22 protein-coding genes and 2 pseudogenes are annotated in these 23,556 nt (G+C 60.4%); 18 read left to right on the plus strand and 6 right to left on the minus strand.

The genetic code is table 11. The features are described 5' to 3' along the window. Nucleotides 1-74 precede the first annotated feature (74 nt). From phaeop14_RS12550 to phaeop14_RS19885, 3 genes and pseudogenes are all read left to right on the plus strand, one after another. Nucleotides 75-1,274 carry a sterol desaturase family protein gene (locus phaeop14_RS12550; RefSeq protein ID WP_096789726.1) on the plus strand — a complete coding sequence of 400 codons (1,200 nt, stop codon included), beginning with the start codon at nt 75-77 and terminating at the stop codon, nt 1,272-1,274. A gap of 229 nt (nt 1,275-1,503) precedes the next feature. Continuing rightward, nucleotides 1,504-1,998, plus strand: coding sequence for a class I SAM-dependent methyltransferase (locus tag phaeop14_RS12555; RefSeq protein WP_158524513.1), 495 nt, complete (start codon nt 1,504-1,506; stop codon nt 1,996-1,998). Nucleotides 1,999-2,095: 97 nt separating this feature from the next. Continuing rightward, nucleotides 2,096-2,793, plus strand: a pseudogene (locus phaeop14_RS19885) (transposase); the annotation flags it as partial. A 403-nt stretch (nt 2,794-3,196) separates the two neighbouring features. On the opposite strand, the gene phaeop14_RS12565 reads toward phaeop14_RS19885, so the two are convergent. Together phaeop14_RS12565 and phaeop14_RS12570 are read right to left on the minus strand one after the other, a co-directional pair. Beyond that, on the minus strand, nt 3,197-3,478 hold the full coding sequence (locus phaeop14_RS12565; protein WP_123580074.1) for a GNAT family N-acetyltransferase: 282 nt from the start codon (nt 3,476-3,478) through the stop codon (nt 3,197-3,199). Next, nucleotides 3,475-4,608, minus strand: coding sequence for a GntT/GntP/DsdX family permease (locus tag phaeop14_RS12570; protein ID WP_096789729.1), 1,134 nt, complete (start codon nt 4,606-4,608; stop codon nt 3,475-3,477). Before phaeop14_RS12570 ends, phaeop14_RS12565 begins: the two co-directional genes overlap by 4 nt. A 203-nt stretch (nt 4,609-4,811) precedes the next feature. On the opposite strand from phaeop14_RS12570, the gene phaeop14_RS12575 reads away from it, so the two are divergent. Continuing rightward, a complete protein-coding gene (locus phaeop14_RS12575; RefSeq protein WP_158524472.1) occupies nt 4,812-5,654 on the plus strand; it encodes a LysR substrate-binding domain-containing protein in 843 nt (280 codons plus the stop codon). Between the two features lie 287 nt (nt 5,655-5,941). Here the strand turns inward: phaeop14_RS12575 and phaeop14_RS12580 are convergent, their stop codons facing one another. After that, on the minus strand, nt 5,942-6,892 hold the full coding sequence (locus phaeop14_RS12580) for a LysR family transcriptional regulator (RefSeq protein WP_096789731.1): 951 nt from the start codon (nt 6,890-6,892) through the stop codon (nt 5,942-5,944). 91 nt (nt 6,893-6,983) lie between these two features. Here phaeop14_RS12580 and phaeop14_RS12585 point away from each other — a divergent pair, with 91 nt between their 5' ends. The 14 genes and pseudogenes from phaeop14_RS12585 (at nt 6,984) to phaeop14_RS19900 (ending at nt 19,581) form a co-directional block, all read left to right on the plus strand. Next, a complete protein-coding gene (locus phaeop14_RS12585) occupies nt 6,984-8,045 on the plus strand; it encodes a maleylacetate reductase (protein ID WP_096789732.1) in 1,062 nt (353 codons plus the stop codon). 30 nt (nt 8,046-8,075) lie between these two features. Beyond that, nucleotides 8,076-9,347 carry an ABC transporter substrate-binding protein gene (locus tag phaeop14_RS12590; RefSeq protein ID WP_040175514.1) on the plus strand — a complete coding sequence of 424 codons (1,272 nt, stop codon included), beginning with the start codon at nt 8,076-8,078 and terminating at the stop codon, nt 9,345-9,347. A gap of 19 nt (nt 9,348-9,366) precedes the next feature. Next, on the plus strand, nt 9,367-10,125 hold the full coding sequence (locus phaeop14_RS12595; protein ID WP_338090127.1) for an ABC transporter ATP-binding protein: 759 nt from the start codon (nt 9,367-9,369) through the stop codon (nt 10,123-10,125). Next, nucleotides 10,125-10,832 carry an ABC transporter ATP-binding protein gene (locus phaeop14_RS12600; protein WP_096789733.1) on the plus strand — a complete coding sequence of 236 codons (708 nt, stop codon included), beginning with the start codon at nt 10,125-10,127 and terminating at the stop codon, nt 10,830-10,832. The genes phaeop14_RS12595 and phaeop14_RS12600 overlap by 1 nt, the downstream gene beginning before the upstream one ends. Next, nucleotides 10,829-11,692, plus strand: coding sequence for a branched-chain amino acid ABC transporter permease (locus phaeop14_RS12605; RefSeq protein WP_096789734.1), 864 nt, complete (start codon nt 10,829-10,831; stop codon nt 11,690-11,692). Before phaeop14_RS12600 ends, phaeop14_RS12605 begins: the two co-directional genes overlap by 4 nt. After that, nucleotides 11,692-12,792: a branched-chain amino acid ABC transporter permease gene (locus phaeop14_RS12610; RefSeq protein WP_052465620.1), complete on the plus strand. Its 1,101-nt coding sequence runs from the start codon at nt 11,692-11,694 to the stop codon at nt 12,790-12,792. Before phaeop14_RS12605 ends, phaeop14_RS12610 begins: the two co-directional genes overlap by 1 nt. Nucleotides 12,793-12,794: 2 nt before the next feature. Continuing rightward, nucleotides 12,795-14,579, plus strand: coding sequence for an FAD-dependent oxidoreductase (locus phaeop14_RS12615; protein ID WP_096789735.1), 1,785 nt, complete (start codon nt 12,795-12,797; stop codon nt 14,577-14,579). Nucleotides 14,580-14,583: 4 nt separating this feature from the next. After that, nucleotides 14,584-15,465, plus strand: coding sequence for an intradiol ring-cleavage dioxygenase (locus phaeop14_RS12620; RefSeq protein WP_096789736.1), 882 nt, complete (start codon nt 14,584-14,586; stop codon nt 15,463-15,465). Between the two features lie 4 nt (nt 15,466-15,469). Beyond that, a complete protein-coding gene (locus tag phaeop14_RS12625) occupies nt 15,470-16,294 on the plus strand; it encodes a 3-oxoadipate:acetyl-CoA acetyltransferase (protein WP_096789737.1) in 825 nt (274 codons plus the stop codon). Nucleotides 16,295-16,707: 413 nt separating this feature from the next. Next, complete coding sequence (locus phaeop14_RS12630) at nt 16,708-17,772, plus strand: bifunctional GNAT family N-acetyltransferase/class I SAM-dependent methyltransferase (RefSeq protein ID WP_096789738.1); 1,065 nt, start codon at nt 16,708-16,710, stop codon at nt 17,770-17,772. Nucleotides 17,773-18,168: 396 nt separating this feature from the next. Further along, complete coding sequence (locus phaeop14_RS20080) at nt 18,169-18,363, plus strand: hypothetical protein (protein ID WP_420874962.1); 195 nt, start codon at nt 18,169-18,171, stop codon at nt 18,361-18,363. Between the two features lie 496 nt (nt 18,364-18,859). Next, nucleotides 18,860-19,057: an IS66 family transposase zinc-finger binding domain-containing protein gene (locus tag phaeop14_RS19890; protein WP_242407006.1), complete on the plus strand. Its 198-nt coding sequence runs from the start codon at nt 18,860-18,862 to the stop codon at nt 19,055-19,057. A 73-nt stretch (nt 19,058-19,130) separates the two neighbouring features. Further along, nucleotides 19,131-19,337 (plus strand): annotated as a pseudogene (locus tag phaeop14_RS19895) (IS66 family transposase); the annotation flags it as partial. A gap of 28 nt (nt 19,338-19,365) precedes the next feature. Next, nucleotides 19,366-19,581 carry an IS66 family transposase gene (locus tag phaeop14_RS19900; protein WP_244905841.1) on the plus strand — a complete coding sequence of 72 codons (216 nt, stop codon included), beginning with the start codon at nt 19,366-19,368 and terminating at the stop codon, nt 19,579-19,581. A gap of 192 nt (nt 19,582-19,773) precedes the next feature. Here phaeop14_RS19900 and phaeop14_RS12645 read toward each other — a convergent pair whose 3' ends face one another. The 3 genes from phaeop14_RS12645 to phaeop14_RS12655 form a co-directional block, all read right to left on the minus strand. Then, complete coding sequence (locus phaeop14_RS12645; RefSeq protein ID WP_096790311.1) at nt 19,774-20,517, minus strand: sulfite exporter TauE/SafE family protein; 744 nt, start codon at nt 20,515-20,517, stop codon at nt 19,774-19,776. 853 nt (nt 20,518-21,370) lie between these two features. Continuing rightward, on the minus strand, nt 21,371-22,531 hold the full coding sequence (gene nagA / locus phaeop14_RS12650; protein WP_096789740.1) for an N-acetylglucosamine-6-phosphate deacetylase: 1,161 nt from the start codon (nt 22,529-22,531) through the stop codon (nt 21,371-21,373). Then, complete coding sequence (locus phaeop14_RS12655; protein WP_040175529.1) at nt 22,528-23,556, minus strand: SIS domain-containing protein; 1,029 nt, start codon at nt 23,554-23,556, stop codon at nt 22,528-22,530. Before phaeop14_RS12655 ends, nagA begins: the two co-directional genes overlap by 4 nt.

Here is a 23,556-nt window from a genome sequence, read left to right on the forward strand (position 1 = left end):
AGGCGATTTCAGAAATCGGCGCGCGCTGCGGATGCGGAAAGGTCCAAGTCTCAAACAAACATTGGAGTGAACAAATGAACCAGATTCTCGATGCCGCCAAGGGGCTTCTGTCGCTGTACGTCGACGTGTTTGGGGGAGATCTTTTACGCTACTTCCTCGGTGCCGGAGGCGTTTTCCTAGCAATCAATCTCGCGATGTCCCGTCAGCTTGCGAGCCAGAAAATCGGTGAGCGAAAGATCCCCGCAGGCCAGATGTCCCGCGAGATACGCGCTAGCCTGCGCACTGTCGCCATTTTCGCGGCAACCGGGACGGTGATTGCCCTCGGGGCCCGAAGCGGCGCAATGACGGTGTATCCGCACGTCTCAGACTACGGGATCGCGTATTTCTGGGTCAGCACGGCGCTTCTGAACGTCCTTCACGACGCGTGGTTCTACTGGACCCATCGGGCGTTGCACTATCCTCCGCTCTTCCGCCGGTTCCACCGTCTGCATCATCGCTCGAACCGCCCGACGCCCTTTACATCCTACAGCTTCGATACCGGCGAGGCCGTTGTGAACGGGATCTACCTGCCGTTGATCCTGCTCGTGCTGCCAGCCCATCCTTTGGCGCTTCTGATCTTTGTCACGCACATGATGCTGCGCAACGCCCTTGCTCACTGCGGCTACGAGGTGTTCCCCGCACGAGGGGACGGACGCCCCCTGTTCGGCTGGATGACCACGGTCACGCATCATGACATGCATCACGCCTGTGCGGGCAAGAACCTAGGCTTCTATTTCACATGGTGGGACCGCTGGATGGGCACAGAGCATCCGGCCTATCTCGACGCCTTCAAGGCGGTTGGAAAGGCAGTTTCAGTCGGCTCCGTCCGGTTGGGCGCCGTGCTCTTCGTCCTGTTTCTCGGTTTGGGAGCCGGCGGCGCGCTCGCTGCAGATCTGAAAGGCCGGTATGCAGCCCCGGGGCTTGCGGCCATCATTGAGTTCAATCCTTGTAAGGCGTCTCCGGACAGGCGGTGCGGTACGCTTGTCTGGCTGTGGGATGCCGATGAGATGCCGCATGCCGAGGTTGGCGAAATCATTATGCCTGACCTTGAGTTTGATGGTCAGAAGTGGGTCGGACGACTAAGAAGTCCACAGAACGGATGGGTGTTCAAAGGAAAGGTGGTGCCAGTCGGCCGCGCCCAGCTTCACCTGAAGGGGTGTGCCGGACCAATCTGCGCGCAGCAGACCTGGTGGTCAGTGGGTTACCTGGCGAAAGTTCTTGGCGATGGTTCCTGAGTTTGTTGCGTCGCTACTCTTGGACAGGCCTAACTTTGTGAAGCCCCCAAAAATCGGACATGAGGTTGCCAAAAGCCATAGGCCTTCGGGCGCCTCCGTTGGACATCTCTACGACGCTCTCGCGCCAGACTACGATCGCCGCCATGCCCGATGGCTCAGGTACGCAGGAGGAGAGGCTCAAGCGGCCGTTGAGGGCGCAGTCCGTGCGCTCATCGGACCAAACACCGAAATGCTGGATGTCGGCTGCGGCACGGGGCGGTTCATTCGGCGTCTGATCGATGATGGACTTGTGCCACATCGCGTTACGCTACTCGACGTTTCCGGCCGGATGCTCAGTTACTCCAACGATCTGCCGGTCACGCATGTGAAAGCGCCGATGGATCGGATCCCCATTTCAGACGGCAGCCTCGACCTTGTAACTTGCCTGTGGGCACTGGAGACGATTGAGGATCGGCCTGCTGCCATTCGCGAAATTCTCAGAGTTTTGAAGCCAGGGGGATGGGCGTGTTTCGCTTTCTGTGCCGACAAGAGTTTCTGTTCGCCTATGGGGCGAATTTTGCGGCGTTCAGTTGAGCGTCTTGGAGCCGGCAGCTTCCTCCAGAGCGATGAAATCATCACGAACCTTTCGGCAAAGAGAGACGTCGCTGTACGGCAAATTCCCTGTGGAGGACCAGCTACTGCTTTGCTCTGCCGTCGCGGCGACACGGAATTAAGGCAAGGTTAAATCGCGATCATTCGTGCGTCATGCAGCATCGATCATCAACGGGATGTGTCGGCTGCTTCACCCGGCAAGCTAGGCCTTGCGGACTTCTGCACACAGGAAAAGCAGTTTGAATCTACAGGCGCTGCACCGGGTTCGCTCCAAGCTGATGGCACGCCGCACCGCCACGATCAGTCAAATCCGCGCGTTCTTTTAAGCAAGGAATCACTGGGCACTCGGGACGACATAAAATCAGTGCTCGTTTGAGGCGGTCATTGAACACCGACGCGACGAAATCTCATCACACATGCACTCAATTTTGAGGGGCTCTACAGCGATTTCCCCTGGCTCTCCGAGTGGCCCAAAGCGATCTCGTCGCAGATCGAAGAGATCAGCCGGTCTGAAAAAACAGTGCTAACACTGTGACCATTTCGGGGATTGGTCCGCTTATCTCAACAGCCATTATCGCCGCCATTGATAAGGGCGAGGTATGTAATCGTGGTCGGGAATTCGCCACCTGGTTTGGCCTTGCGCCGCACCCGTTCAGCACCGATGGACCGACAAATCTTGGCCGGATCAGCAAACGTGGCAACGGTTATCTGTGGATGCTGTTGGTGCAGGCCGTCAATGTCATTCTGATGCACCCACACCATAGGGGTGCGCTTAGATTAGGGCCATGGCTTCGAGGCGTTGTCGCAGGCTTGCCGCAAAACGAGGCTGCGGTCGTATTGCCAACAAATTGGCCGCACAGCCTGAAGCGCTCTGCGCTACGGCACTAGGTACGCGGTCAACAGAGATGTGGCTTTGGGCGCGATCTAAAGTCCCCAGAAACTGAGAGCCCAAATGATTGTTACCGATCTAGTTAACAATGAGATCAAGGAGCCTGCATACCCCACAATGGCCATGGCTCGCGGGTCGACAAACAGGTCGTATACAAATCAGCGACTTCCGCAAGCCACGCCAAAATCTCAGCTGCACACAGCACCCGGTGCATACATTGTGCTCACTGCTGCCATGCGGCGGCGCAGCGCCGAGAAACCGGCATCAGTCTGCGCCAGCGGCCCGCAATTGGCCAATAGCGCATCAGTCCAGCTCTCTTCCGCTTGCCCACGATACGCAAGCCCGCGGCCTGGTGAAGGGCAAGGCTGGCGGTGATCTCGGGGGGGCACCTGCGCAACCAGCGTCCAGTGGTCCGTCGGCTCCTACGCAAGGGCCGGTGCAGTTAATTGTCTAGTTGCCGGCAGCCGATTCCTTGGTCATGACGGTTCGCCGTGACATAGATCGAAACCTCCCCGACGCCGCGACAGACCTCGCGCGCGAAGGTCGGGCGAACCCCGGCCCAATCGGCGATGCCAACGCTATCTTCGGCCAGAAGAGCCGCCCCCCGTTCATTGACGGAACCGGCCTGCAAACTGCCCCGGTCGTGCGGGGGGTGGCGAAACGACGCGTGCCCCGCCGCCAGCCCGTCGGCCGGGGCTGGTGCGCAAAAAGTCATCGGTGTCATGGCCATATGGCCAAGGCTGTGAGCAGTACGGCCATGCCCACCAGAGCCTGCACGACCGCCCCGCCTGTCAGGATACGGATCACGCGTGCTTCGCTCTGCTCGGTTTCCAGCGCATCCCGGCGGACCAGCCAGTAGAAACTGTCATTGGGCAGGATCGCGATGAAGGATCCGAGGCAGATCGCAAAGACGGCGGCGATCCCGTTCACACCGCTTGTCATCACGATGGGGGCGGCGACCGGCGCGATTGCGGCGAATGTGGCCATGGACGATCCCTGTGCCAGTTTGAACAGGACCGTGAGCGCAAAAAGGGCCACAAGGGTCAGCATCCCGCTTCCGCGGGGGACCAGCCCGTCCAGCGTCACCAGCCCGGTGAAGGCCGCACCCAAGGCACTGGCCGCGCCGATGACCAGCAGCAGTGAGCCTGTCCTTCGCACGGCGCTGTCGAGGCAGCCGCGCCGCGCGCCCGATGGCGTTTGCAGCAGGGCCAAGACTGCAGCGGCGGTCAATGCCCCCTTAGGCAGGAGGAGAAAATCAACAAGTCCCCACCGCGTGCTGCCGATGATGCCGCCCGCGATCAGAAGTCCCGTCATCAAAAGGAAAGGTGCAAAGGTGATCAAAAGGGTTCCGGCCGCGGCATCCGCAGGCCTTTTGGAACCTGCGCGCGAATCCACGCGCGCGAAGCGGCCCCAGATCACGCCGGCGGCCCACACCGGAAGGGTCAACAGCACACCGCAGATCAGCAGCGTCACGGGCTCGGCTCCGGCCGCGCCGGTCATGCCAAGCCCCGTGGCCACGATCAGCGGACCGGCGGGATAGAGCAGCTTGAACCCGGCATAGGATCCGAAGGCCACGTCGAGCTTCAACCGACCGGCCGCCGGAGACAGCGCGGCATAGGCGGTATCGGGGCAGATCATCCCACCCCCCGCCAGCGGTGAGGCCAGCGCCGCCGTCCGGCCCGCCCCCGCGGACCCGACATTGCGTTGCGACAGAGCCGCGGCCAGCGTGAAGGAGGGCAGCAGGATCAGCGCGAATTCTCCAAGGGCGCGGCCGAAGCCGGTGTTGATTTTCGCGATCACATCATCTGCCCCCATGCCGCCCGCGAAGCCCAGAGCCAACGTCAGAAGGACCATCCATATGACCAGAGGCAAGTCCGGCAAATGTCGTTTTAGGTCGAGGGTAGCGGTTTTGGTGGAAGGAAGGTCGGTCATGTTAAGTGCTTTGTGTTGCTTGAGTTAAAATCATGCTACCTTCGCGCGACAGTTCACCAAAATGAGAAAACATAAGGACCAGCATGCCTTCTGCTCATGCCAGACCGCCTTTGAGATCCCTGCAGGTGTTCGAGACCGCCGCACGCCATGGCAGCTTTACCGCGGCTGGCGAAGAGCTTGGCATTACGCAAAGCGGCGTGTCGCGACAGGTCTCGGACCTGGAGGCAACCCTCGGTGTCGCCCTGTTCGTTCGAAAAGGTGCGAGATTGACCGTCACACCGACGGGAGAGCGTCTTGCCGGTCAGTTGTCCGACGCCCTGTCCAGAACCTGGTCCGCCGTGGCCGATGCGCGGCGTTCCGATCAGGTCGTCACATTGTCGATGCTGCCTTCAGTGGCGGCACGCTGGTTTGCGCCGCGGCTTGGCACCTTTCTGGCGGAGAACCCCGGAATCGACCTGCGCATCACGGCCTCACGGCATCTGGTGGATTTCGCGGCCGAGGGAGTCGATGCCGCGATCCGCTATAGCCCGTCGCCCGCGCATGATCTGGAGGCGCTGAAGCTCGGGACCGAAACCGTGCGTCCGGTCTGTTCACCGGACTATCAGCGAACGCTAGATTTGAACGCACCAGACGATCTCTACCGCGCCACATTGCTCTGCGGCGATATCCCCGAAGACTGGCCTGCCTGGTTCAGGGCGGCCGGCTGCGAGAGCCCGCCGCCACCCGGCCCACGCCTCGGCGACGATGGTGCAATCCTGCAGGCCGCCGTAGAGCGCCAGGGCGTCGCCCTAGGACGGTCGCTGCTCGTGGCGGATGACATCGCCGCCGGGCGGCTGATCGCACCATTCGATATTTCTCTGGAAGCAAGTCACGCCTATTGGTTCGTTCAACCGAAGGGCATTCCCCCAACCCTGGCAATCGAATCCGTAAAAGCATGGCTCGCGGATCAATTCACAGCTCGGGATTGACTGTCGAAATACGGCCGCGTGCCGCGGAAACCCGGTTTATGCGCATTCCTGTCATCGACCAAGGGTGGGTCTGAACCGTTCTTCAATGCCTAGGGCTGGTTGGCATTCTAGCTCACAGGTGACGTGCCGCGACGATGAGGTGCTGCGAGTGCGGTCGTCGGTTTGCAGCCCGCATCCAGCAGCCGTGCACGATCCTAGGCGTCGGCCCGGTGAAGTCATCGGCCATTGCCGCCACTGGGCCGACGCTTGGCAATTCGAAAAGGGCCGCCACCTGAACACCTGGCACTTCAAGGTCGCCAGACTGCATCCTGGCCCACGCGAGTGATGCTGCTTGATAGGGTCTTGAACTCGCCCCTGATGTAGCTCGCGAACCGCTTGACCGAGGGGCGCATCGGCTGTGCTTCATTGCAAAGTATACCCAGATGCCGGTCCGGATCGCCAATGCGGATCGGCAGCGCGCTCACTGACTTCAGCCGCCGCATCATGAACACGACGGAAAATGGCAGCACCGTAAGCGCATCGGATCCAGTGAGGATACTCACCACAGCGCTGAGGGAGCCGCCGGAGAAGCTGACCTTGAAGTCCTTGACCCCGATCCCTTCAAGCACAGCGCGCAGATCGTGATACAGCGGGCTGTCTGCCGGCGGCGCGATCCAGGAGTACTGCGCAATCTCTGGCAACCTAACTGCCCCGCGCCGGACCAGCGGATGCCCAGCCCGGCAGGCGATGACGTTGCGCCCGGGCAGGATCTGGTCAAAGAAAAACCCCTCAGGAATTGACGCCTGCCGCATCGGCAGAATGGCCAGGTCAAGGATCCCTTCCCTGAGCTTCGGTATCAGGTCGCCTGGGTAGCCGTAGCTCTGGTCGATACGCACACCCGGGTAGCCCATCTGAAACTCCGCGATCATGGGCGAGATCACCCCGTCGAGGAACACCGGCGTGCCGGCAACCCGCACTGCGCCGCTTTTGCCGCGCTGGAATTGTTCCAGAACCACACCGCTGCGGCGCACTGCATGAAAGACCTTCCTGCCTTCCTCGGCCAGGGCAAGGCCCAACTCGGTCGGCTGCAGCGGGCGCTTTCCAGGCTCAAACAAGGGGGCGCCGACGCGCTCCTCTAGCATCGCAAGGGATCGCGACAGGCTGGGTTGCGACTTGCCAAGCAGCTCTGCCCCTTCAGTCAACCCGCCGCGATCAACGATAGCAAACAGCAATTCAAGGTGACGAGGATCAATCTTCATACCGAAAGGTTATATTAACGCCCTTAAGTTCGATCAAGTTCGAAAAATTATCCATCATATTGGTGTCACACCTGGTTTGGAGGCACCCGGCATGTTCGACACTGCAAAATACGGATCAGATCAGGCCGTCATCTTTGAGGCGGGACTACACCGCGCCTTGGCCCGTCATGTGTCTGTGTTGGATGCCAATCGCGTGCTGGTGCTGACCACACCGCATCAATCGGATCTCGGGCTGGAGCTGGCGGCGCAGCTGGGCGCCAAGGCGGCAGGTGTGTTCTGCCGCGCCGCAATGCACACGCCGGTCGAGGTGACCGAGGAAGCCTTGGCCCATCTACAAGATGTCGGTGCGGACACTGTGCTGGCGGCCGGAGGCGGTTCGACCATCGGGCTTGGCAAGGCGCTGGCTCTGCGCAGCGGCGTCACCCAGATTGCCCTGCCCACGACTTATGCCGGCAGCGAATGCACACCGATCCTCGGCCAGACCGAGACCGGGGTGAAAACCACGATAACCGACGAAAACCTGCGCCCTGCCACGGTGCTTTATGATCCGGAACTGGTGGCAACCCTTCCGGTGCCTTTGACTGTGACCAGTGCGCTCAATGCAATGGCCCATGCCGTCGAGGCGCTCTATGCGCAGGACCGCAATCCCCTGTCGACTGAACTGGCGCTGACGGGGCTGCGAAGCTTTGCCAGTGCCCTGCCGCGGGTTCTGGAGGACCCGGCCGGTCTGGAAGCGCGGCTGACCACGCAACAGGCCGCTTGGGCCTGCGGCACGGTTCTAGGCCAAGTCGGCATGGCGCTGCATCATAAGCTTTGCCATACGCTCGGCGGCAGTTTTGGCCTGCCGCATGCCGAAACCCATGCCATCGTTCTGCCGCATGCCACCGCCTATAACGCCGCTGCCGTGCCGGACTTGCTGGCCCCCGTCACCGGAATTTTTGGCGGTGCTGATCCAGCAACCGCCCTGTGGCAATTTGCCAAGGATCACGGCGCACCGATGGCCCTGCGCGACTTCGGACTGGCGGAGGCCGATCTGGACCGCGCTGCCGATCTTGCAGTGCAGAACCCCTATTGGAACCCGAATGAAATCACCCGATCCGGCATCCGGGATCTGCTGGCGCGCGCCTGGGGAGGAGACGCGCCGATTATCTGAACCAAGAGCTGTCACCAGGGAGGAGACCCCATGATCACCCGCCGAACATTGCTGAAAACAGGCGCCGCCGCCGGGCTGCTGAGCACAAGCGGCCTCGCCGCGCCCGCCTTGGCCCGGGGCGCAAAAATCAAACTGGGCTATGTCAGTCCGCAATCCGGCCCGCTCGCCGCCTTCTCCGAAGCTGACCGGTTCATCCTCGACGGTTTCGCCGCAACCGAAGCAGGTCAGAATTTTGAAGTCATCGTCAAAGACAGCCAGTCGAACCCGAACCGTGCGGCGGATGTGGCGCGCGAGCTAATCGTGGATGACGGGATCAACCTGATGCTGGTCGCCTCCACACCGGAAACCACCAACCCGGTTGCCACCACCTGCGAGGCTGAGGAAATCCCCTGCATCTCCAGCGTCGCCCCATGGCAGCCGTGGTTTGCTGGCCAGCAGGGCAACCCCGGCGATCCCGGTTCGTGGGAACGGTTTCATTATGCCTATCACTTCTTCTGGGGGCTGGAGGACATCGTCGCGGTCTTCAACGCCATGTGGAGCCAGCTTGACACCAATAAATCCGTCGGCGCGCTGTACCCTAACGATGGCGACGGCAATGCCTGGGGCGACCCGGTCCTGGGCTTCCCGCCGGTGCTGGAGCAGGGTGGCTACCGCCTGACCGACCCGGGGCGCTATCAGAACCTGACCGATGATTTTTCTGCCCAGATCAACGCCTTCAAACAGGCCAAAGTAGAAATTGTGACCGGGGTGCCGATCCCACCAGATTTCACCACCTTCTGGACCCAGGCCAAACAGCAGGGTTTTGCCCCCAAGGCTGCCTCTATCGGCAAGGCGGTCCTGTTCCCGCAGGCGGTCGAAACCCTGGGGGATGCCGGCCACAATCTCAGCTCTGAAGTCTGGTGGTCCCCGAACCATCCGTTCAGCTCCTCGCTGACCGGCCAATCTGCAGCTGGTCTTGCCCACGGTTTCACCGCCGCAACCGGACGGCAGTGGACCCAGCCGATCGGCTTTGTCCATGCGCTGTTTGAGATGGCCGCTGATGTGATGTCCCGCGTAGACGATGCCGCTGATGCCGATACGGTATCCGGCGCCATCGCCGCCACCGACCTTGCCTCTATCGTCGGGCGTATCGCCTTTGACGGCACTGGTTTGCCGTCGTTTGCGCAGGCGAATGTGGCCAAGACACCACTTGTGGGCGGCCAATGGCGACTGTCGGAAAGCGGCACCTATGACCTTGTGATCGTTGACAACTCCACCGCGCCCGAGGTGCCGGTGGGCGGCGTGATGGAGCCCATCTCATGATGCTGAAAGGAACCGCGCTTTGCCGCATCGGCGCGATAGAGCGGGTGGAGCTGCTGACATGACCCTTCTCTCGTTGCAGAACGTATCGAAAAGCTTCGGTCAGCTGAAAGTGGCTGATGACGTCACCTTCGAAGTTCCGGCCGGCCAGGCGCTCGGCATTATCGGGCCCAATGGCGCCGGAAAGTCGACGCTTTTCAATCTCATTACCGGCAATCTGCGCAGCGACGCAGGAACCATCCGGTTTGATCGGCATGACCTGACCAAAGCGCCCGCCATGCAGCGCTGTTTCGCGGGTGTTGGCCGGTCCTTCCAAGTGCCGCAGCCCTTCGACAACATGACTGTATTCGAGAACCTGTTGGTCGCCGCCACCCATGGCCGCAAGGCCCCCGAACGGGACGTGCAGGCCGACTGCGCTCGCATACTTGGCCAATGCGGGCTGCTGCAGGCCGCCAATCAACCGGCGGGCGGGCTTGCTCTGCTGCAACGCAAGCGACTGGAAATGGCGCGCGCCCTCGCGACCAATCCCAAGCTGCTCCTGCTGGACGAGATCGCCGGCGGTTTGACCGAGGCCGAATGCCTGTCCCTCGTTGACACCATCCGCAGCGTCCATGCGCGCGGCGTCACCATTATCTGGATCGAGCATGTTCTGCATGCGCTCACCTCGGTGGTAGAGCGGCTTTTGGTGCTAAATTTCGGCAAGGTGATCGGCCTCGGCGCGCCTGACGACATCATGAACCGGGCCGAGGTCCGGGAGATCTATCTGGGGGCCGGTGTCTGATGCCCATTCTGGAAACACGCGGCCTTACCGCCCATTACCGTGACTTTCAGGCCCTTTTCGGCATCGACCTGCGGCTGGACGAAGGGGAAACCCTTGCCATAATCGGCGCCAACGGAGCGGGGAAAACAACCCTGATGCGGGCGCTGGCAGGTATACTGCCATCGCCCCCCAAAATGGTGCATCTGGCGGGTCGGCCTGTGGGGGCGCTCAGCGCTGATCAAATCATGCCTCTGGGTCTTGCGATGGTGCCGGAGGGGCGCAAACTGTTTCCATCTCTCTCTGTCGAAGAGAACCTGCTGATCGGTAGCTATGGGCGCAAGATTCAAGGATACTGGAGCCTTGAGGCGATCTACGACTTGTTCCCGATCCTTGCGGAGCGGCGGCACAGCCCCGGCACTGCCCTTTCAGGCGGGCAACAGCAGATGGTCGCCATTGGCCGCGCGTTGATGTCGAACCCCAAGGTTCTTTTATGTGATGAGATCAGCCTCGGCCTGGCGCCGGTGGTGATCCGCGACATCTATGCCGCCGTGCCGAAAATCCAGCAGAGCGGCGCCAGCCTGATCGTGGTGGAGCAGGATATCGGCCAGGCAATGGCAGCCGCTGACCGGGTCTGCTGCATGATGGAAGGACGCATCACCCTTGAAGGGAAGCCAGGCGACCTGCGCCGCGAAGATATCCACGCAGCCTATTTTGGAGCCGCCGCATGATCTGGGTCGACACGATACTGCAGGGCATCCTGCTGGGCGGGCTTTATGCGCTTTTTGCGGCTGGTCTCAGCCTCGTTTTCGGGATCATGCGGCTGGTGAACCTGGCACATGGCGACCTGATTGTATGCGCAGCCTACCTGATCCTTGTCTTGGTAACGCTTTTGGGACTGCCGCCAATTGTGGCGGCGCTGGTGGCCGCACCGGTGATGTTCGCATCTGGTTGGCTGCTGCAGATGCACCTGCTGAACCGAACGCTGGGAACAGATATCCTGCCGCCACTGTTGGTGACATTCGGACTGTCCATCGCTCTGCAGAATGCCCTATTGGAAGGGTTCAGCGCCGATAGCCAGCGCCTGCCGGCGGGGGCGATCTCCACCGCCTCGGTGAAGCTGGGCGATCTCAGCATTGGGGTATTGCCGCTCCTGACCTTTGCCTCGGCCGTCCTGGTGATCGTGGGGCTGAACCAGCTGTTTTACCGCACCGGGCTGGGTCGTGCCTTCCGCGCAACTTCGGATGATGCGGTCACGGCAAGCCTGATGGGCATCCGTCCCGGGCGTATCTTTGCCACGGCCACAGCAATAGCCATGCTGGTGGTGACGCTGGCGGCGCTCTACCTGGGCATGCGGGCGAATTTCGACCCTGCGATCGGACCTGCCCGTCTGATCTATGCCTTTGAGGCCGTGATCATTGGCGGCCTTGGCAGCCTTTGGGGCACTCTGGCCGGCGGCATCATCATCGGTGTTGCACAGACGATGGGTGCCGCGGTCAACCCCGAGTGGCAAATTCTGGCCGGACATCTGGCCTTCCTCCTCGTGCTGCTAATGAAGCCGCGCGGGCTGTTTCCAAGGACGGTGGACTGATGGCTGATCTGACACACTCTCTGGCCCAATCTGCGGCACTTCCTGCGACGGCACCGCTCCGCGTAACGACTCGGACAAGGGCGTCCGACCTGTTCGGCCTGCTGGCCTGCGGCGCGGTCCTTCTGCTGGCAGTTTTGCCATTCTTTGCCGGGCGCGGGCTGATCCAGGATCTCTTCTTCATAATGACCATGCTGGTGCTGGCACAGCTTTGGAACCTGCTCGCAGGCTACGGCGGCCTAGTCAGCATTGGTCAGCAGGCCTTTGTCGGCATTGGCGCCTATGCGATGTTCGGCGGCGTTATCATTGCAGGCATCGATCCGATCGCTGCAATTCTGCTGGGCGGGCTGGCGGCGGCCGCCCTTGCGGTGCCAATGGGTTTTTTCGCCTTTCGACTCGCAGGCGCCTATTTCGCCATCGGCACCTGGGTCTTGGCCGAGGTGGCGCGGCTGCTGCTTGCGCAGGTTAAATCACTCGGCGGTGGCACCGGCACCTCTCTGCCCCGCAGCGCGACCCGCGAGATGTGGGCCACCGGCTGGATCAAATCCGCGTTAGATGTGAAGAGCGCCGCCGCGCGCGATGTCCTCACCTACTGGTTGGCGCTGCTGCTGGCGGTGGTGGTTATCGCAGCAATCTATGCGCTTCTGCGCTCGCGCCGCGGCCTGGCGCTCTCAGCCGTGCGCGACAATCCGGAGGCTGCGAAATCCGTTGGCGTTGATGCTGGCCGGATCAAATGGATGGTGTTCCTGGCCGCCAGCTTTGGCACCGGGCTTGCAGGGGCGCTTATCTATGTTCAGAAAGCCCGCATCAGCCCTGATGCCGCCTTTAGCGTGACCGATTGGACGGCTTACGTGATATTCATCGTGGTGATCGGCGGCATCGGCACCATCGAGGGCCCGATCCTGGGCGTACTCATCTTCTTCGCATTGCAATCGCTGCTGGCGGACTTTGGCAGCTGGTATCTGTTCACGCTTGGTCTTATCGGAATCGCCGTCATGCTCCTGGCCCCTCGTGGCCTATGGGGGCTTTTCTCCGACCGGACCGGCATTCAACTTTTTCCCGTTCAGCGGCGTCTGAACGGCGGCACACTCAAGGAGGATTAATCATGGCTGAGATCGAAACCGACGTGCTTATCATCGGCACCGGGCCTGCGGGCTCCGCAACAGCGGCGCTTCTGTCAAGCTACGGCATCGCAAATATGGCGATCAACCGCTACGGCTGGCTGGCCAGCACCCCCCGCGCCCATATCACCAACCAACGCACGATGGAGGTGCTGCGCGATCTGGGGCAGGATGTCGAAGCCGAGGCTTATATGCATGCGGCCCACCAGGACCTGATGGGCGAGAATGTCTTTTGCGAAAGCCTTGCAGGGGAGGAGATCGGCCGGGTGAAAAGCTGGGGCAACCACCCTCTGTCAAAGGCCGAGCACCTGCTGTCCAGCCCGACGATGATGAATGACCTGCCGCAAACCTTCATGGAGCCGATCCTGTTTTCCACCGCCTGCAAGCGCGGCACCCAAGCCCGGATGAGCACCGAGTATCTGAACCATGTACAGGACGCAGAGGGCGTGACCACCACCTGCCGCGACCGCCTGTCGGGCCGCGAATTCACGGTCCGGTCAAAATACCTTGTCGGTGCCGATGGCGGCAACTCGCTGGTGGCGCAGAACGAAAACCTTGCGATCGAAGGCAAGATGGGCGTCGGCGGGTCGATGAACATCCTGTTCCGCGCGGATCTGTCCAAATATGTCGCTCACCGGCCAAGCGTGCTCTACTGGGTGATGCAGCCCGGCGCCGATGTGGGGGGTATCGGCATGGGGCTGGTGCGCATGGTGCGGCCTTGGAACGAATGGTTGATCGTCTGGGGGTATGACATCAACGAACCCGCACCCGTTGTGGATGAGGCGATGGCAACACAGGTCGCGCGGCAGCTGGTCGGCGACCCGGAGCTAGAAATCGACCTCATATCGGCCAACACATGGACCGTGAACAACGCCTATGCGCCTCGAATGCACAATGGCCGCGTCTTTATCATGGGTGATGCGGCACACAGGCACCCGCCGTCGAACGGGCTTGGCTCCAATACTTCGATCCAGGATAGTTTCAACCTCGCCTGGAAACTGGCCGCGGTGCTGAATGGCCAGGCCGCGCCTGTGCTGCTGGACAGCTACACCGCCGAGCGCGCGCCGGTTGCCAAGCAGATTGTAACCCGCGCAAATCAGTCGATTAGCGAATTCGGCCCAATCTTTGAAACCCTTGGCATGACCGGTAGCGTCGGCCTGGAGGAGATCCGGTCCAGCGTGGCTGCTCGCTGCGATTCCACGCCCGAGGCGGAAAAACAGCGCGCAGCCATCCGCGAGGCGATTGCTTTCAAGAAGTACGAGTTCGACGCCCATGGGGTGGAAATGAACCAGCGCTATAAATCCGATGCCGTGGTCACCGACGGGCAGATGGAACCGGCATTCGAGCTGGACGCGGAACTGCACTATCAGCCGACCACCTGGCCGGGCGCTCGGTTGCCGCATGTCTGGGTGTTTGACCACGGCACCGGCGAAAAGCTTTCAACCCTCGACCTGTGCGGCAAGGGCGCCTTTACCCTGCTGACCGGCATCGGTGGCGAGGCCTGGGAGGAAGCCGCAGAAGACGTGGCCGCCGAGTTCGGCCTGCAGCTGACGGTGCGCTTGATCGGACCGCGGCGTAAATACGCAGACCATACCGGTGATTGGGCGCGGGCATCGGAAGTTGCCGATTCCGGCTGTATCCTGGTCCGTCCCGACCATCACGTCTGCTGGCGTGCCGAGGAAATGGCCTCGGATCCCAAAGGCGAATTGCGCCGGGTGCTTTCCCGAATTTTCGGCCGCAGTGCTGCGGCTTCCATGGCAGCGGAGTAACACCATGTTTGATGAACACGAAAACGGCTACTTCACCGAGGAAACCAGCGCCGAGGTTGTTGCCGCCCGCAACGCCAAGGCCGAAGATGAGCGGCTGCGCGATTGCGTCAACATCCTGGTGAAACACATCCACGCCGCCATCAAGGAAATGGAGCCCAACCAGGAGGAATGGTTCAAGACCATCATGTTCCTGACGGAAACGGGGCACACCTGCGATGACTGGCGGCAGGAGTTCATCCTGCTGTCGGACATCATGGGCGTCTCCATGCTGGTGGATGCGATCAACAACCGCAAACCTTCCGGCGCGTCCGAAAGCACGGTGCTTGGCCCCTTCCACGTGGCTGAGGCACCAGAGTTGCCGATGGGGTCGAATATTTGCCTTGATGGCAAGGGTGAGCCGATGCTGGTCAGGGGCCGGATCCTCGACACGGACGGTACCCCGGTCGCGGATGCCAAGATCGACGTCTGGCAGGCCAATGACGAGGGGTTTTACGATGTGCAGCAAAAGGGCATCCAACCCGATTTCAACCTGCGCGGCGTCTTTCGCACCGGCCCTGATGGCACCTACAGCTTCCGGGCGGTAAAGCCGAAATTCTACCCGATCCCGGATGATGGCCCGGTGGGCAAGTTGCTGCGCTCCCTTGGCCGACACCCCTACCGGCCCGCGCATTTCCATTACATCCTCGAGGCTGATGGGTTTGAGAGTCTGACCACCCACATCTTCGACCCGGATGACCCCTATATCAACTCCGACGCCGTCTTTGGCGTGAAAGAGAGCCTGATGGCCAAATTCGACCTGATCGAAGACCGGGCAGCGCAGCAAGAAGCCGGATTTGATGAGGCCTTCTATCTGGTGGAACATGACTTCGTTCTGGCAAAGGGCTGACCGCATGACGAAACCCTGCATCATCTGTGTCGCGATCACCGGATCCCTGCCGCGCAAGGCGCATAACCCGGCAGTGCCGGTTACTGTCGAAGAACAGATCGAAAGCACCCATGCCGCGTTTGAGGCCGGGGCCAGTATCTGTCACGCGCATGTGCGTAACGAGGACGAGGCGCCGTCCTCAGATCCCGAGACCTTTGCACGCCTCAAAGAAGGGCTGGAAAAACACTGCCCCGGCATGGTGATCCAATTCTCCACCGGGGGACGTTCAGGTGCTGGCAAGGAACGGGGCGGCATGCTGCCCTTGCGGCCGGACATGGCGTCGCTTTCGGTGGGGTCAAACAACTTCCCGTCCCGCGTCTACGAGAACCCACCCGATCTGGTGGACTGGCTTGCAGCAGAGATGCTCGTCCATGATGTGAAACCGGAAATCGAAGCCTTCGACCTCAGCCACATTCACCAGGCCGCGCGGATGCAGGCGGACGGGCGTCTGAAGGGGCCATTATACATTCAGTTTGTCATGGGGGTGAAAAACGCGATGCCTGCCGACCGCGATGTCTTTGACTACTACGTGAAGACAGTGAACCGCCTGTTGCCCGGCGCAGAATGGTGCGCGGCGGGGATCGGTCAGCACCAGCTGACCCTGAACGAATGGTGCGTCGCTGAAGGCGGCCATGCACGGACTGGTCTGGAGGACAACATACGTCTCAGCAAGGACCGGCTCGCGTCGTCCAACGCCGAACTGGTGGCAAGGGTGGCGGCGATCTGTCACCGACACGGCCGCCCGGTCGCCACTCCGGCCCAAGCGCGGAAGATCCTCGGCTTAACCTGACCGCAAAGCTCCGTTCGGCCAGCCAATGCTGAAGTGGTCCGGCAAAACTGGGCAATCGGCATTGCCAAGTTATCTGACGTGGATTGTGATAGGGGTGAGACCGAGCATTTAGGCGGATATTCGACTGCATATCCGTCCCACAGGGCAAAGGCGTCAGCTCGGGCGTGGCGATAGGTCAGAGCGGCAAAGTCATAGCGGCGGGGCTGACGAGAATGTCGAGAACGTCTCCCGTTGGCATCGATGGCCCACCCGCTTTTGGCCACTGTCCGTGGCCTAGTCTGTGGGCGAGTTCGATCAGTCTTGCCAGTGGTATAGAATCACCCCATATAGTAAGTTAAACTAACTAACCTAGCTGAGCGCAATGTCTGGACGCTTTCCAAGACTTTGCGATCCTAGACACCAGGGCAGATGTCATGACACAAGCCAAACGATTTGAAACCGTAAGGATGCAGGTAAAGAGTTGGTCTGAAACCATAAGCAGCCACACTCAGCGAAGCGCCTTAGTCGAGGAACTCAGGGACGTTTTAACCCCTGTTGTTTTACGACACCTGCCTGAATCTTTGCAAATGTCAAAGACACATCCAGCGATTGACGAATGGATCACATCACGCTCCGCTGAGAGCAACGTAATGCTGGTTCGTGATCGCGCCAGCGATAGATTGCTTGGCCTCTTGATCCTGGCTGAGTGTTCGGAATCCGAATTCCTTACAACGGTTCATTTGGGGTATCTGTTTTCAGAAGAGGCTTGGGGAAAGGGATATGCGACCGAACTGATCGCGGGGCTCGTCACCTGGTGCAAGGACGAAGGCCAATCCGTGCAATTATTTGGCGGTGTGGAAAACGGCAATACCGCGTCCTCCAGGGTTCTGCAAAAGAACGGATTTGAGTTGGTGGAAGACTTGTCAGACGCGACAACAGCAATGTTTGGTCTGTATATCCCCTACAACTTCGACAAACTCTATGGATCGACACCTCAGGCCCTTGGCGAGCCAACACAACTCTTTGTCGATTTTTTCAAGCGACACGCAGGCAATCATCTACGTGTATTGGACATTGGCTGCGGCCAAGGTCGCGACGCAATATTTGTCGGGCGCCTTGGGCACCGAGTTGTCGGGGTCGATCTCTCGCCTAATGGCATTCGTGATTTGAACGAAGCAGCACGCCGCGAAAACCTCAGCATTAAGGGAATCGTTTCTGACATCAGGACCTTTGTTCCCGATGGGGAGTTTGATGTGCTTCTTCTGGACCGTACGTTGCACATGCTTTCTGAGAAAGATCGATTGATCGTGCTGAAGCGATTGATTGGCAGCGTGTCAGGCGGTGGTTGGGTTTTGATCTCGGACGAACCTGAGAATATGCAAGGGTTCAAGGAGGTTATCACTTCGAGTACCGACGCTTGGGAGATCGCGCTGGATAGACCAGAAGCTCTGTTCGTTCGGCAGCTTCGTCGAGAATATGGATCAGAATCTGAAGCCTGACTTGGTGAAGCGGTCCTTCGCCAGGCTACGACAGAAATTTCCAAAAGGGCTCAGTGCTGCCGAATGCCAGCTCAGCAAGACCGATGGTTCTGAGGCAAAAGAAGCATCTCGCCAGAGCTTTGGCCAAGTTCTTCAAATCGTGCCGCCCGGGACGACACCATGACGTTCCCTCATTGGCAGCAGATGTTCGTGTGGCAGGTGGCGAAATCTGACTGTGAGCCTTTTATACCCAATGCTGCAGCGGTTGATAGGTAACTGTCCGGTCTGCCCGCACCACCGGTGGTCATTGGTGATGGGTAGCGTCCCTTAGCGAGCAATTGGACATTATCGAGGTTTGGCATTCTAATACGCCGACGGAATTGGTCGAAATATGAGAACCAGGTCATCTGCACACAGATGCAGGTGCCGGATGTTTCGGTTGCTCAGGTTGCGCGGCGCTCCACTGTGAATCCCAACCAGGCCTTCAATTGGCGGAAGGAGCCGCCGTCTGCCGCAGCGGCTGATGAAAATCAGAAGTTGCCCGTTACCCGCGAGCCGAAGTTCTGGATGCTGAGCCCGCGTCAGCTCCGTCGGAAGCCGGGGCACAGATAGAGGTGGCGCTTTCCAATGGCCACCGCCTGAAGGTTCAAGGCGGCTTCGATCCCGATCTCGCTCGCCGCTTTGATCCGGGAGCTGGCTTCGTGATCCTGGCTCCTACAAGCACGAAGACTTGGAAGCCGCTGACTGCTGGGAATTATTCCGCGATTGCAGACCCGCAGAATCCCCATTCCGCTGTGGCGGTAGATATTCCGGCCCATGCTGTATGCGCCCAAAACAACACCTCCCGATCCTGGCAAACTCCGTGAGCCGGCGGAGGGGTTGATTGATCTTGTGAGGGCCCAGGCTCTGAGGGTCACCGAACTGGAACACCAGCTTGCAGGGCATAACCGGCACCGGTTCGGATCAAAACCGGAAAGCCTGGATTAGATTCAGCTCCGTCTTGAGGAGGAAGAGACCGCGGCAAGGCAGGTTGCCAGCGAAGATGTTCCCGCCGGTGATACTGAGGGGGCAGAAGTCCAAACCCAAGCGCAAACCGCTGCCGCCCGAAATGTCCCGGATTAATCAGGTTCTGACACTGGGTGAGACCTGCACATGCGGCCCGAAGCTGCGGGCCATTGCCGAAGGTGTGGCGGAGGAGCTGGAATATGTGCCGGGCCGATTTGTTGTGAACCGGATTGTCCGCCCGCGCCCTCTCGGCAGATTTGCTATGCAAAGCGCCTGCCGGACAATACATGGTCTGCCGTGATTGTGAGGGGATCGTTCAATCGGCACTGCGTTCGCACCCAATCGTGCGCGGACGCCCCGGTCCTGGTCAGCAAATGCCGACCACTGCCCCCCAGTACCGCCGATCGCAGTTATACGGACGGGAGAGGATCGATCTGGACCGTTCCCCCCTGGCAATTTGGATTGGCCGGTCTGCGGCACTGCTGGAACCACTGGCTGAAGCGATGGGCCGTCATGCGCGCGCAAGTCCGACCATCTCCGCGGATGATACCCCGATCAACTTGCAGGCAAAAGGCAAATGTGCCACCGCGCGGGTCTGGACCCTTATCCATGACGAACGGCCCTGCGGCGGAGCTGATCCGCCTGCCGCGCTCGGCATCGGCCTCGGACCGATGGCGGCCAATGCCTCACTACCGTTTCACATCAAACTGCAGAGGCGAGCATCCTTCAGCGCATCTGGCCAGCGACAAAGGCCGGATGCATGCGGATAGCTACACCGGCCTCAAAGAGCTGTACCGGTCCGGTGCAATCCGCGAGGTTGCCTGAATGGCGCAAAGCAGGGATCACCCGCGGGGCGCCAGAGCACTCTCACCGGACGGTCAGGTTGTTGACGGCAGTGATGTGCAAAAATGGGCTTTTGAGAGTTACCGGCAACGGGAAAGATTCAGAACTCCCGACACGCAATCGCTAGGCATACCGCTCAATTGATCGAAGAGAGCAGATGCGCAGAAATCAATTTCAACTTCGCGTCCAAAAAACCATGGTCATTCCAAGCCCGACCACGATTACTATGGTACGAATGGCCGTTCTCGGAAGCCTTTTTGCGAGCTTTGCGCCGATATAACCGCCGATTGTCGCGGCCACCATCATGATTGTAGCTTCGCGTAAATAGACGATTCCAGCCAGCAAGAAGGTGGCGACAGATGCTCCCGACAGAATGAAGGAGAGCGCGTTCTTCAGCCCGTTCATCAGGTTTATGTCGCGATAGCCCAAGCCAGAGAACAGCGCCAGCAATACGATGCCCAAGCCGCCATTGAAATAGCCGCCATATGTGGTCACGGTCAGGATGGTTGTGGTTTTGCCAATGGGGTTCACGCCCTTTTTGCTTTGGGTCCAGCTACGAATGTTCTCGTCAAAGGCAAACAGCAGCGTTGCAAACAGTAAAAGCCAGGGAACGATAAAACTAAAGACCGCGGATGGTGTGATCAGCAACAATATCGCGCCCAATACGCCGCCCACGACGGACAAACCGAGCAGCGCCAAAAGCGCGCCCCGATCAAAGATGCGGAGTTCTTCCATGAACCCAGCTGCACCACTCAGGTAGCCTGGAAACACCGCAACGGCGCTGGTTGCATTCGCGGCGATGGGCGGCACACCAACAAAGACGAGTGCTGGAAACGTCAGGAAACTACCCCCTCCAGCAATAGCATTCAGGACACCGGCAAAGAAGGCCGCGCCTGTGATGATGATAAAATCAATCACCAAAATCTCCTGATTATAGGGATGGCACGCATCATGGCTCGGTCAATTCTCGCCTGAATGATGCTCTTAGCACCTTCAAATGGCGGCATCCAGCCCAACGCGGGCATGAGGGCGCATCCGGCTCTGACGAAAGCGGACCTTCGCAGGAATTTCACCCACGACAGGCTTGCGGGACTTTGCTGACGTTCGAGTCAGCGGCTGCAAGGTCGGCACTTTCCCTTTCCACCATTCCAACGTAGATATATCCGGCTACCGGTATACCCGTGGGCCACCAGAGCACAAAATGCATTTTACTCCGAAGCTAAGCGACTACTTTGCTTTCACTTAGCAAACCTTATGATATCCATACCGGCCGCGCTTGTACTTCCCTTGAGCATTTCTGGCTTTAACATGGCTTGCCCATCGTTTTCTTTGAAAGCAATCACCCTACTCTGCTTCAACAAGTTTCCTTCGAAGAAAGACCCATTCTGCGTTGCGTTCCTTGCCGTCACTTGTGTTGAAATCGCTTTACTGTTTCCCACGGGTTCCTTTTCTCTCTTAACCTTCTTGTTCTGACGCTTGTGATTGGAGCGGGAGATTCTTGCGTATCGCGGTTCTGACGCTGCGCAGCATTGGTTGAAATAGGCTCGTGGAACCAACTTGGTAGAAACACCGAAAGGCAGCTTTGGAGAAGCTGCTCAGAGCTTGCAAAGTCCGCCTCCTGCGCATCGCAGCCGTTGGCTTAAACCGCAGCATCGATCGACGTGGGCTAAAACGGACCAACACGACTTGCGGCCCCAGCAAAAAACTTGGCGGCGACATTCACCACATATGTCATCGCACACTGAAGCGCCTCGACCTGACGCGACAGCAGCTACAGAGCCAGCCCGCCTTGCCAGACCTGCCGCAGCTCCAGAGTGTTGTTCAGATGCAGCACGTCAGCGCGCGCGCCGGGTTGCAGCCGTCCCAGATCGGATCGCCCAATCAGGTCCGCAGGCCGGGTAGAGGCCATCTCCAGTGCCGTCTCCAGCGGGACATCACACCCCTCAACCAGGATCTGCACCGCTGTTGCCAGCTCAAGATGCGCACCCGCAAGGGTGCCATCGGCCAGGGTCAGACGGTTGTTATCGCGGCGGATTTCGCGGCCATTCAGGGTAAACCGGTCAATGTCGGAACCTCCGGTGGCCATGGAATCGCTGACCAGAAACACCTGCCCCGGTCCGGTCTTGGCTGCCAGCGCCGCCCGGATCGACGCCCGGTGCACATGCACGCCATCAGCAATCAGCCCGGCGGACAGCCCGCCAAGATCAAGTGCCGCGCCGACAACACCGGGTTCGCGATTGCCAAGCTGGCTCTGGGCGTTGAACAGATGGGTGACGCAGCGCGCGCCCGCCGCAACCGCCGCCACGCAATCGGCATGGCTGGCATCGGTGTGGCCCAGCGACACCAGCACCCCGGCCTCGCTCAACCGCCGGATCTGCGCCGGGGTGACCGCCTCGCAGGCCAGCGTCACCTTCAGCAGCGGCAACCGGGCTGCGGCGGCACATAGGCCCTCCAGATCCTCCTCGCTCATCGGGCGGATCAGCGACGCATCATGCGCACCCTTGCGCGAGACCGCCAGATGTGGCCCCTCCAGATGCAATCCGACGATGCCTGGAACACCGGCGGCAATCGCCTCCACGGTGGCCTCAATCGCGCGGGCCACGCAATTCGGCGTATCAGTGATCAGCGTCGGCAGGATCGAGGTCGCACCAATCCGCGCGTGTGCGGCAGCTATGGCCTGCAATTGCTCCAGTTCCGGGACGTCATTGAACATGACCCCACCGCCGCCGTTGACCTGCAGGTCGACAAACCCTGCTGTCAGGATCCCGCTATCAAGTGCTGTAACCTCGGCCCCCTCGGGCAGTTTGCCCATCGGCAGAACCGCCGCGATCTGATCGCCGCGCAGCACCAGCGCGCTGTCATCTTCCCAGCCCACCGGGGTCAGGATCCGCGCGCCCGTCAGGGCACGCAGCAAATGCCGATCCCCAGTCATACCGTTTCCGTCACTTTCTTCAGGTGGCGCGGTGCATCCGGGTCGATCCCGCGCGAGGCGGCGAAGGCTTCGACCATCGCATAGAAGGACACGATCAGACTAATCGGGTCTGTCAGTGCATGATCGGTGCGGACATGGTCCACCCGCTGCGCTGCCGTGACCTTATCCGTGGTGGCAAAGACCTGCGCGCCCTTGGCCGCGATCTGATCGGCAATGCCCGCCAGCGCGCCCTCCGCCGCATCCGCCGCCGCAAAGCCCAGCACCGGGAACCCCTCTTCCACAATGGAGACTGGCCCGTGCAAGACCTCTGCTGAGGAATAGCTCTCCGCATGCAGCTGGCAGGTTTCCTTGAACTTCAGCGCCGCCTCATTGGAGACTGCCAACGCCTGTCCCCGGCCCAATGTGAACAGGGAGGACCGCGCGCCAATGGCGTCGCGCACCTCGGGCCAGTCGATCCGGCAGGCGCGGTCCAACTGTTCCGGCAACGCGTGCAACGCCGCTAGGACCGCCTGATTGCGATCCCATTGCGCCAGCAGCCACAGCCCGGCCACAGCCGAGGTCACAAAGGTCTTGGTCGCCGCCACGCTCAGCTCAGGCCCCGCATGGATATCCAGCGTGTGATCCGCCGCCGCCGCCAGCGGCGAGGCCGCATCATTGGTCAGCGCAATCGACAATGCGCCATCCCTGCGCGCACTGTCCGCCATCGACACGATGTCCGGGCTTTTGCCGGACTGCGACACCGCGAGGCTCAGCGCGCCCTTCAGGCGCAGCGGCGCCTTGTAGATTGAGGCCACCGACGGCCCGACCGACGCAACAGGCACCCCCAGCATGATCTCGCTGGCGTATTTCAGATAGGTGCAGACATGGTCGGAGGAGCCGCGCGCCACGGTCACCATGACATTCGGATCAAGAGCGCGCGCAGCGTCTGCGACGGCCTCAATCTCAGCCCGGCCATGGCTCAGCAGCCGGTCCACAGCTGTCGGGATCTCGTCGATCTCGCGACGCATTTTGGTGATATCTGTCAT

The sequence above is a fragment of the Phaeobacter piscinae genome (genome assembly GCF_002407245.1).
GTDB classification, from domain to species: Bacteria; Pseudomonadota; Alphaproteobacteria; order Rhodobacterales; family Rhodobacteraceae; genus Phaeobacter; species Phaeobacter piscinae.

Bases quoted from the DNA above. Each gene is read 5' to 3' on its own strand.
- phaeop14_RS12550 (WP_096789726.1), top strand. From the start codon at position 75: ATGAACCAGATTCTCGATGCCGCCAAGGGGCTTCTGTCGCTGTACGTC.
- phaeop14_RS12555 (WP_158524513.1), top strand. From the start codon at position 1,504: ATGCTGGATGTCGGCTGCGGCACGGGGCGGTTCATTCGGCGTCTGATC.
- phaeop14_RS12565 (WP_123580074.1), bottom strand. From the start codon at position 3,478: ATGACACCGATGACTTTTTGCGCACCAGCCCCGGCCGACGGGCTGGCG.
- phaeop14_RS12570 (WP_096789729.1), bottom strand. From the start codon at position 4,608: ATGGTCCTTCTGACGTTGGCTCTGGGCTTCGCGGGCGGCATGGGGGCA.
- phaeop14_RS12580 (WP_096789731.1), bottom strand. From the start codon at position 6,892: ATGAAGATTGATCCTCGTCACCTTGAATTGCTGTTTGCTATCGTTGAT.
- phaeop14_RS12585 (WP_096789732.1), top strand. From the start codon at position 6,984: ATGTTCGACACTGCAAAATACGGATCAGATCAGGCCGTCATCTTTGAG.
- phaeop14_RS12590 (WP_040175514.1), top strand. From the start codon at position 8,076: ATGATCACCCGCCGAACATTGCTGAAAACAGGCGCCGCCGCCGGGCTG.
- phaeop14_RS12600 (WP_096789733.1), top strand. From the start codon at position 10,125: ATGCCCATTCTGGAAACACGCGGCCTTACCGCCCATTACCGTGACTTT.
- phaeop14_RS12605 (WP_096789734.1), top strand. From the start codon at position 10,829: ATGATCTGGGTCGACACGATACTGCAGGGCATCCTGCTGGGCGGGCTT.
- phaeop14_RS12610 (WP_052465620.1), top strand. From the start codon at position 11,692: ATGGCTGATCTGACACACTCTCTGGCCCAATCTGCGGCACTTCCTGCG.
- phaeop14_RS12615 (WP_096789735.1), top strand. From the start codon at position 12,795: ATGGCTGAGATCGAAACCGACGTGCTTATCATCGGCACCGGGCCTGCG.
- phaeop14_RS12620 (WP_096789736.1), top strand. From the start codon at position 14,584: ATGTTTGATGAACACGAAAACGGCTACTTCACCGAGGAAACCAGCGCC.
- phaeop14_RS12625 (WP_096789737.1), top strand. From the start codon at position 15,470: ATGACGAAACCCTGCATCATCTGTGTCGCGATCACCGGATCCCTGCCG.
- phaeop14_RS12630 (WP_096789738.1), top strand. From the start codon at position 16,708: ATGACACAAGCCAAACGATTTGAAACCGTAAGGATGCAGGTAAAGAGT.
- phaeop14_RS20080 (WP_420874962.1), top strand. From the start codon at position 18,169: ATGCAGGTGCCGGATGTTTCGGTTGCTCAGGTTGCGCGGCGCTCCACT.
- phaeop14_RS19890 (WP_242407006.1), top strand. From the start codon at position 18,860: ATGTCCCGGATTAATCAGGTTCTGACACTGGGTGAGACCTGCACATGC.
- phaeop14_RS19900 (WP_244905841.1), top strand. From the start codon at position 19,366: ATGACGAACGGCCCTGCGGCGGAGCTGATCCGCCTGCCGCGCTCGGCA.
- nagA (WP_096789740.1), bottom strand. From the start codon at position 22,531: ATGACTGGGGATCGGCATTTGCTGCGTGCCCTGACGGGCGCGCGGATC.
- phaeop14_RS12655 (WP_040175529.1), bottom strand. From the start codon at position 23,556: ATGACAGATATCACCAAAATGCGTCGCGAGATCGACGAGATCCCGACA.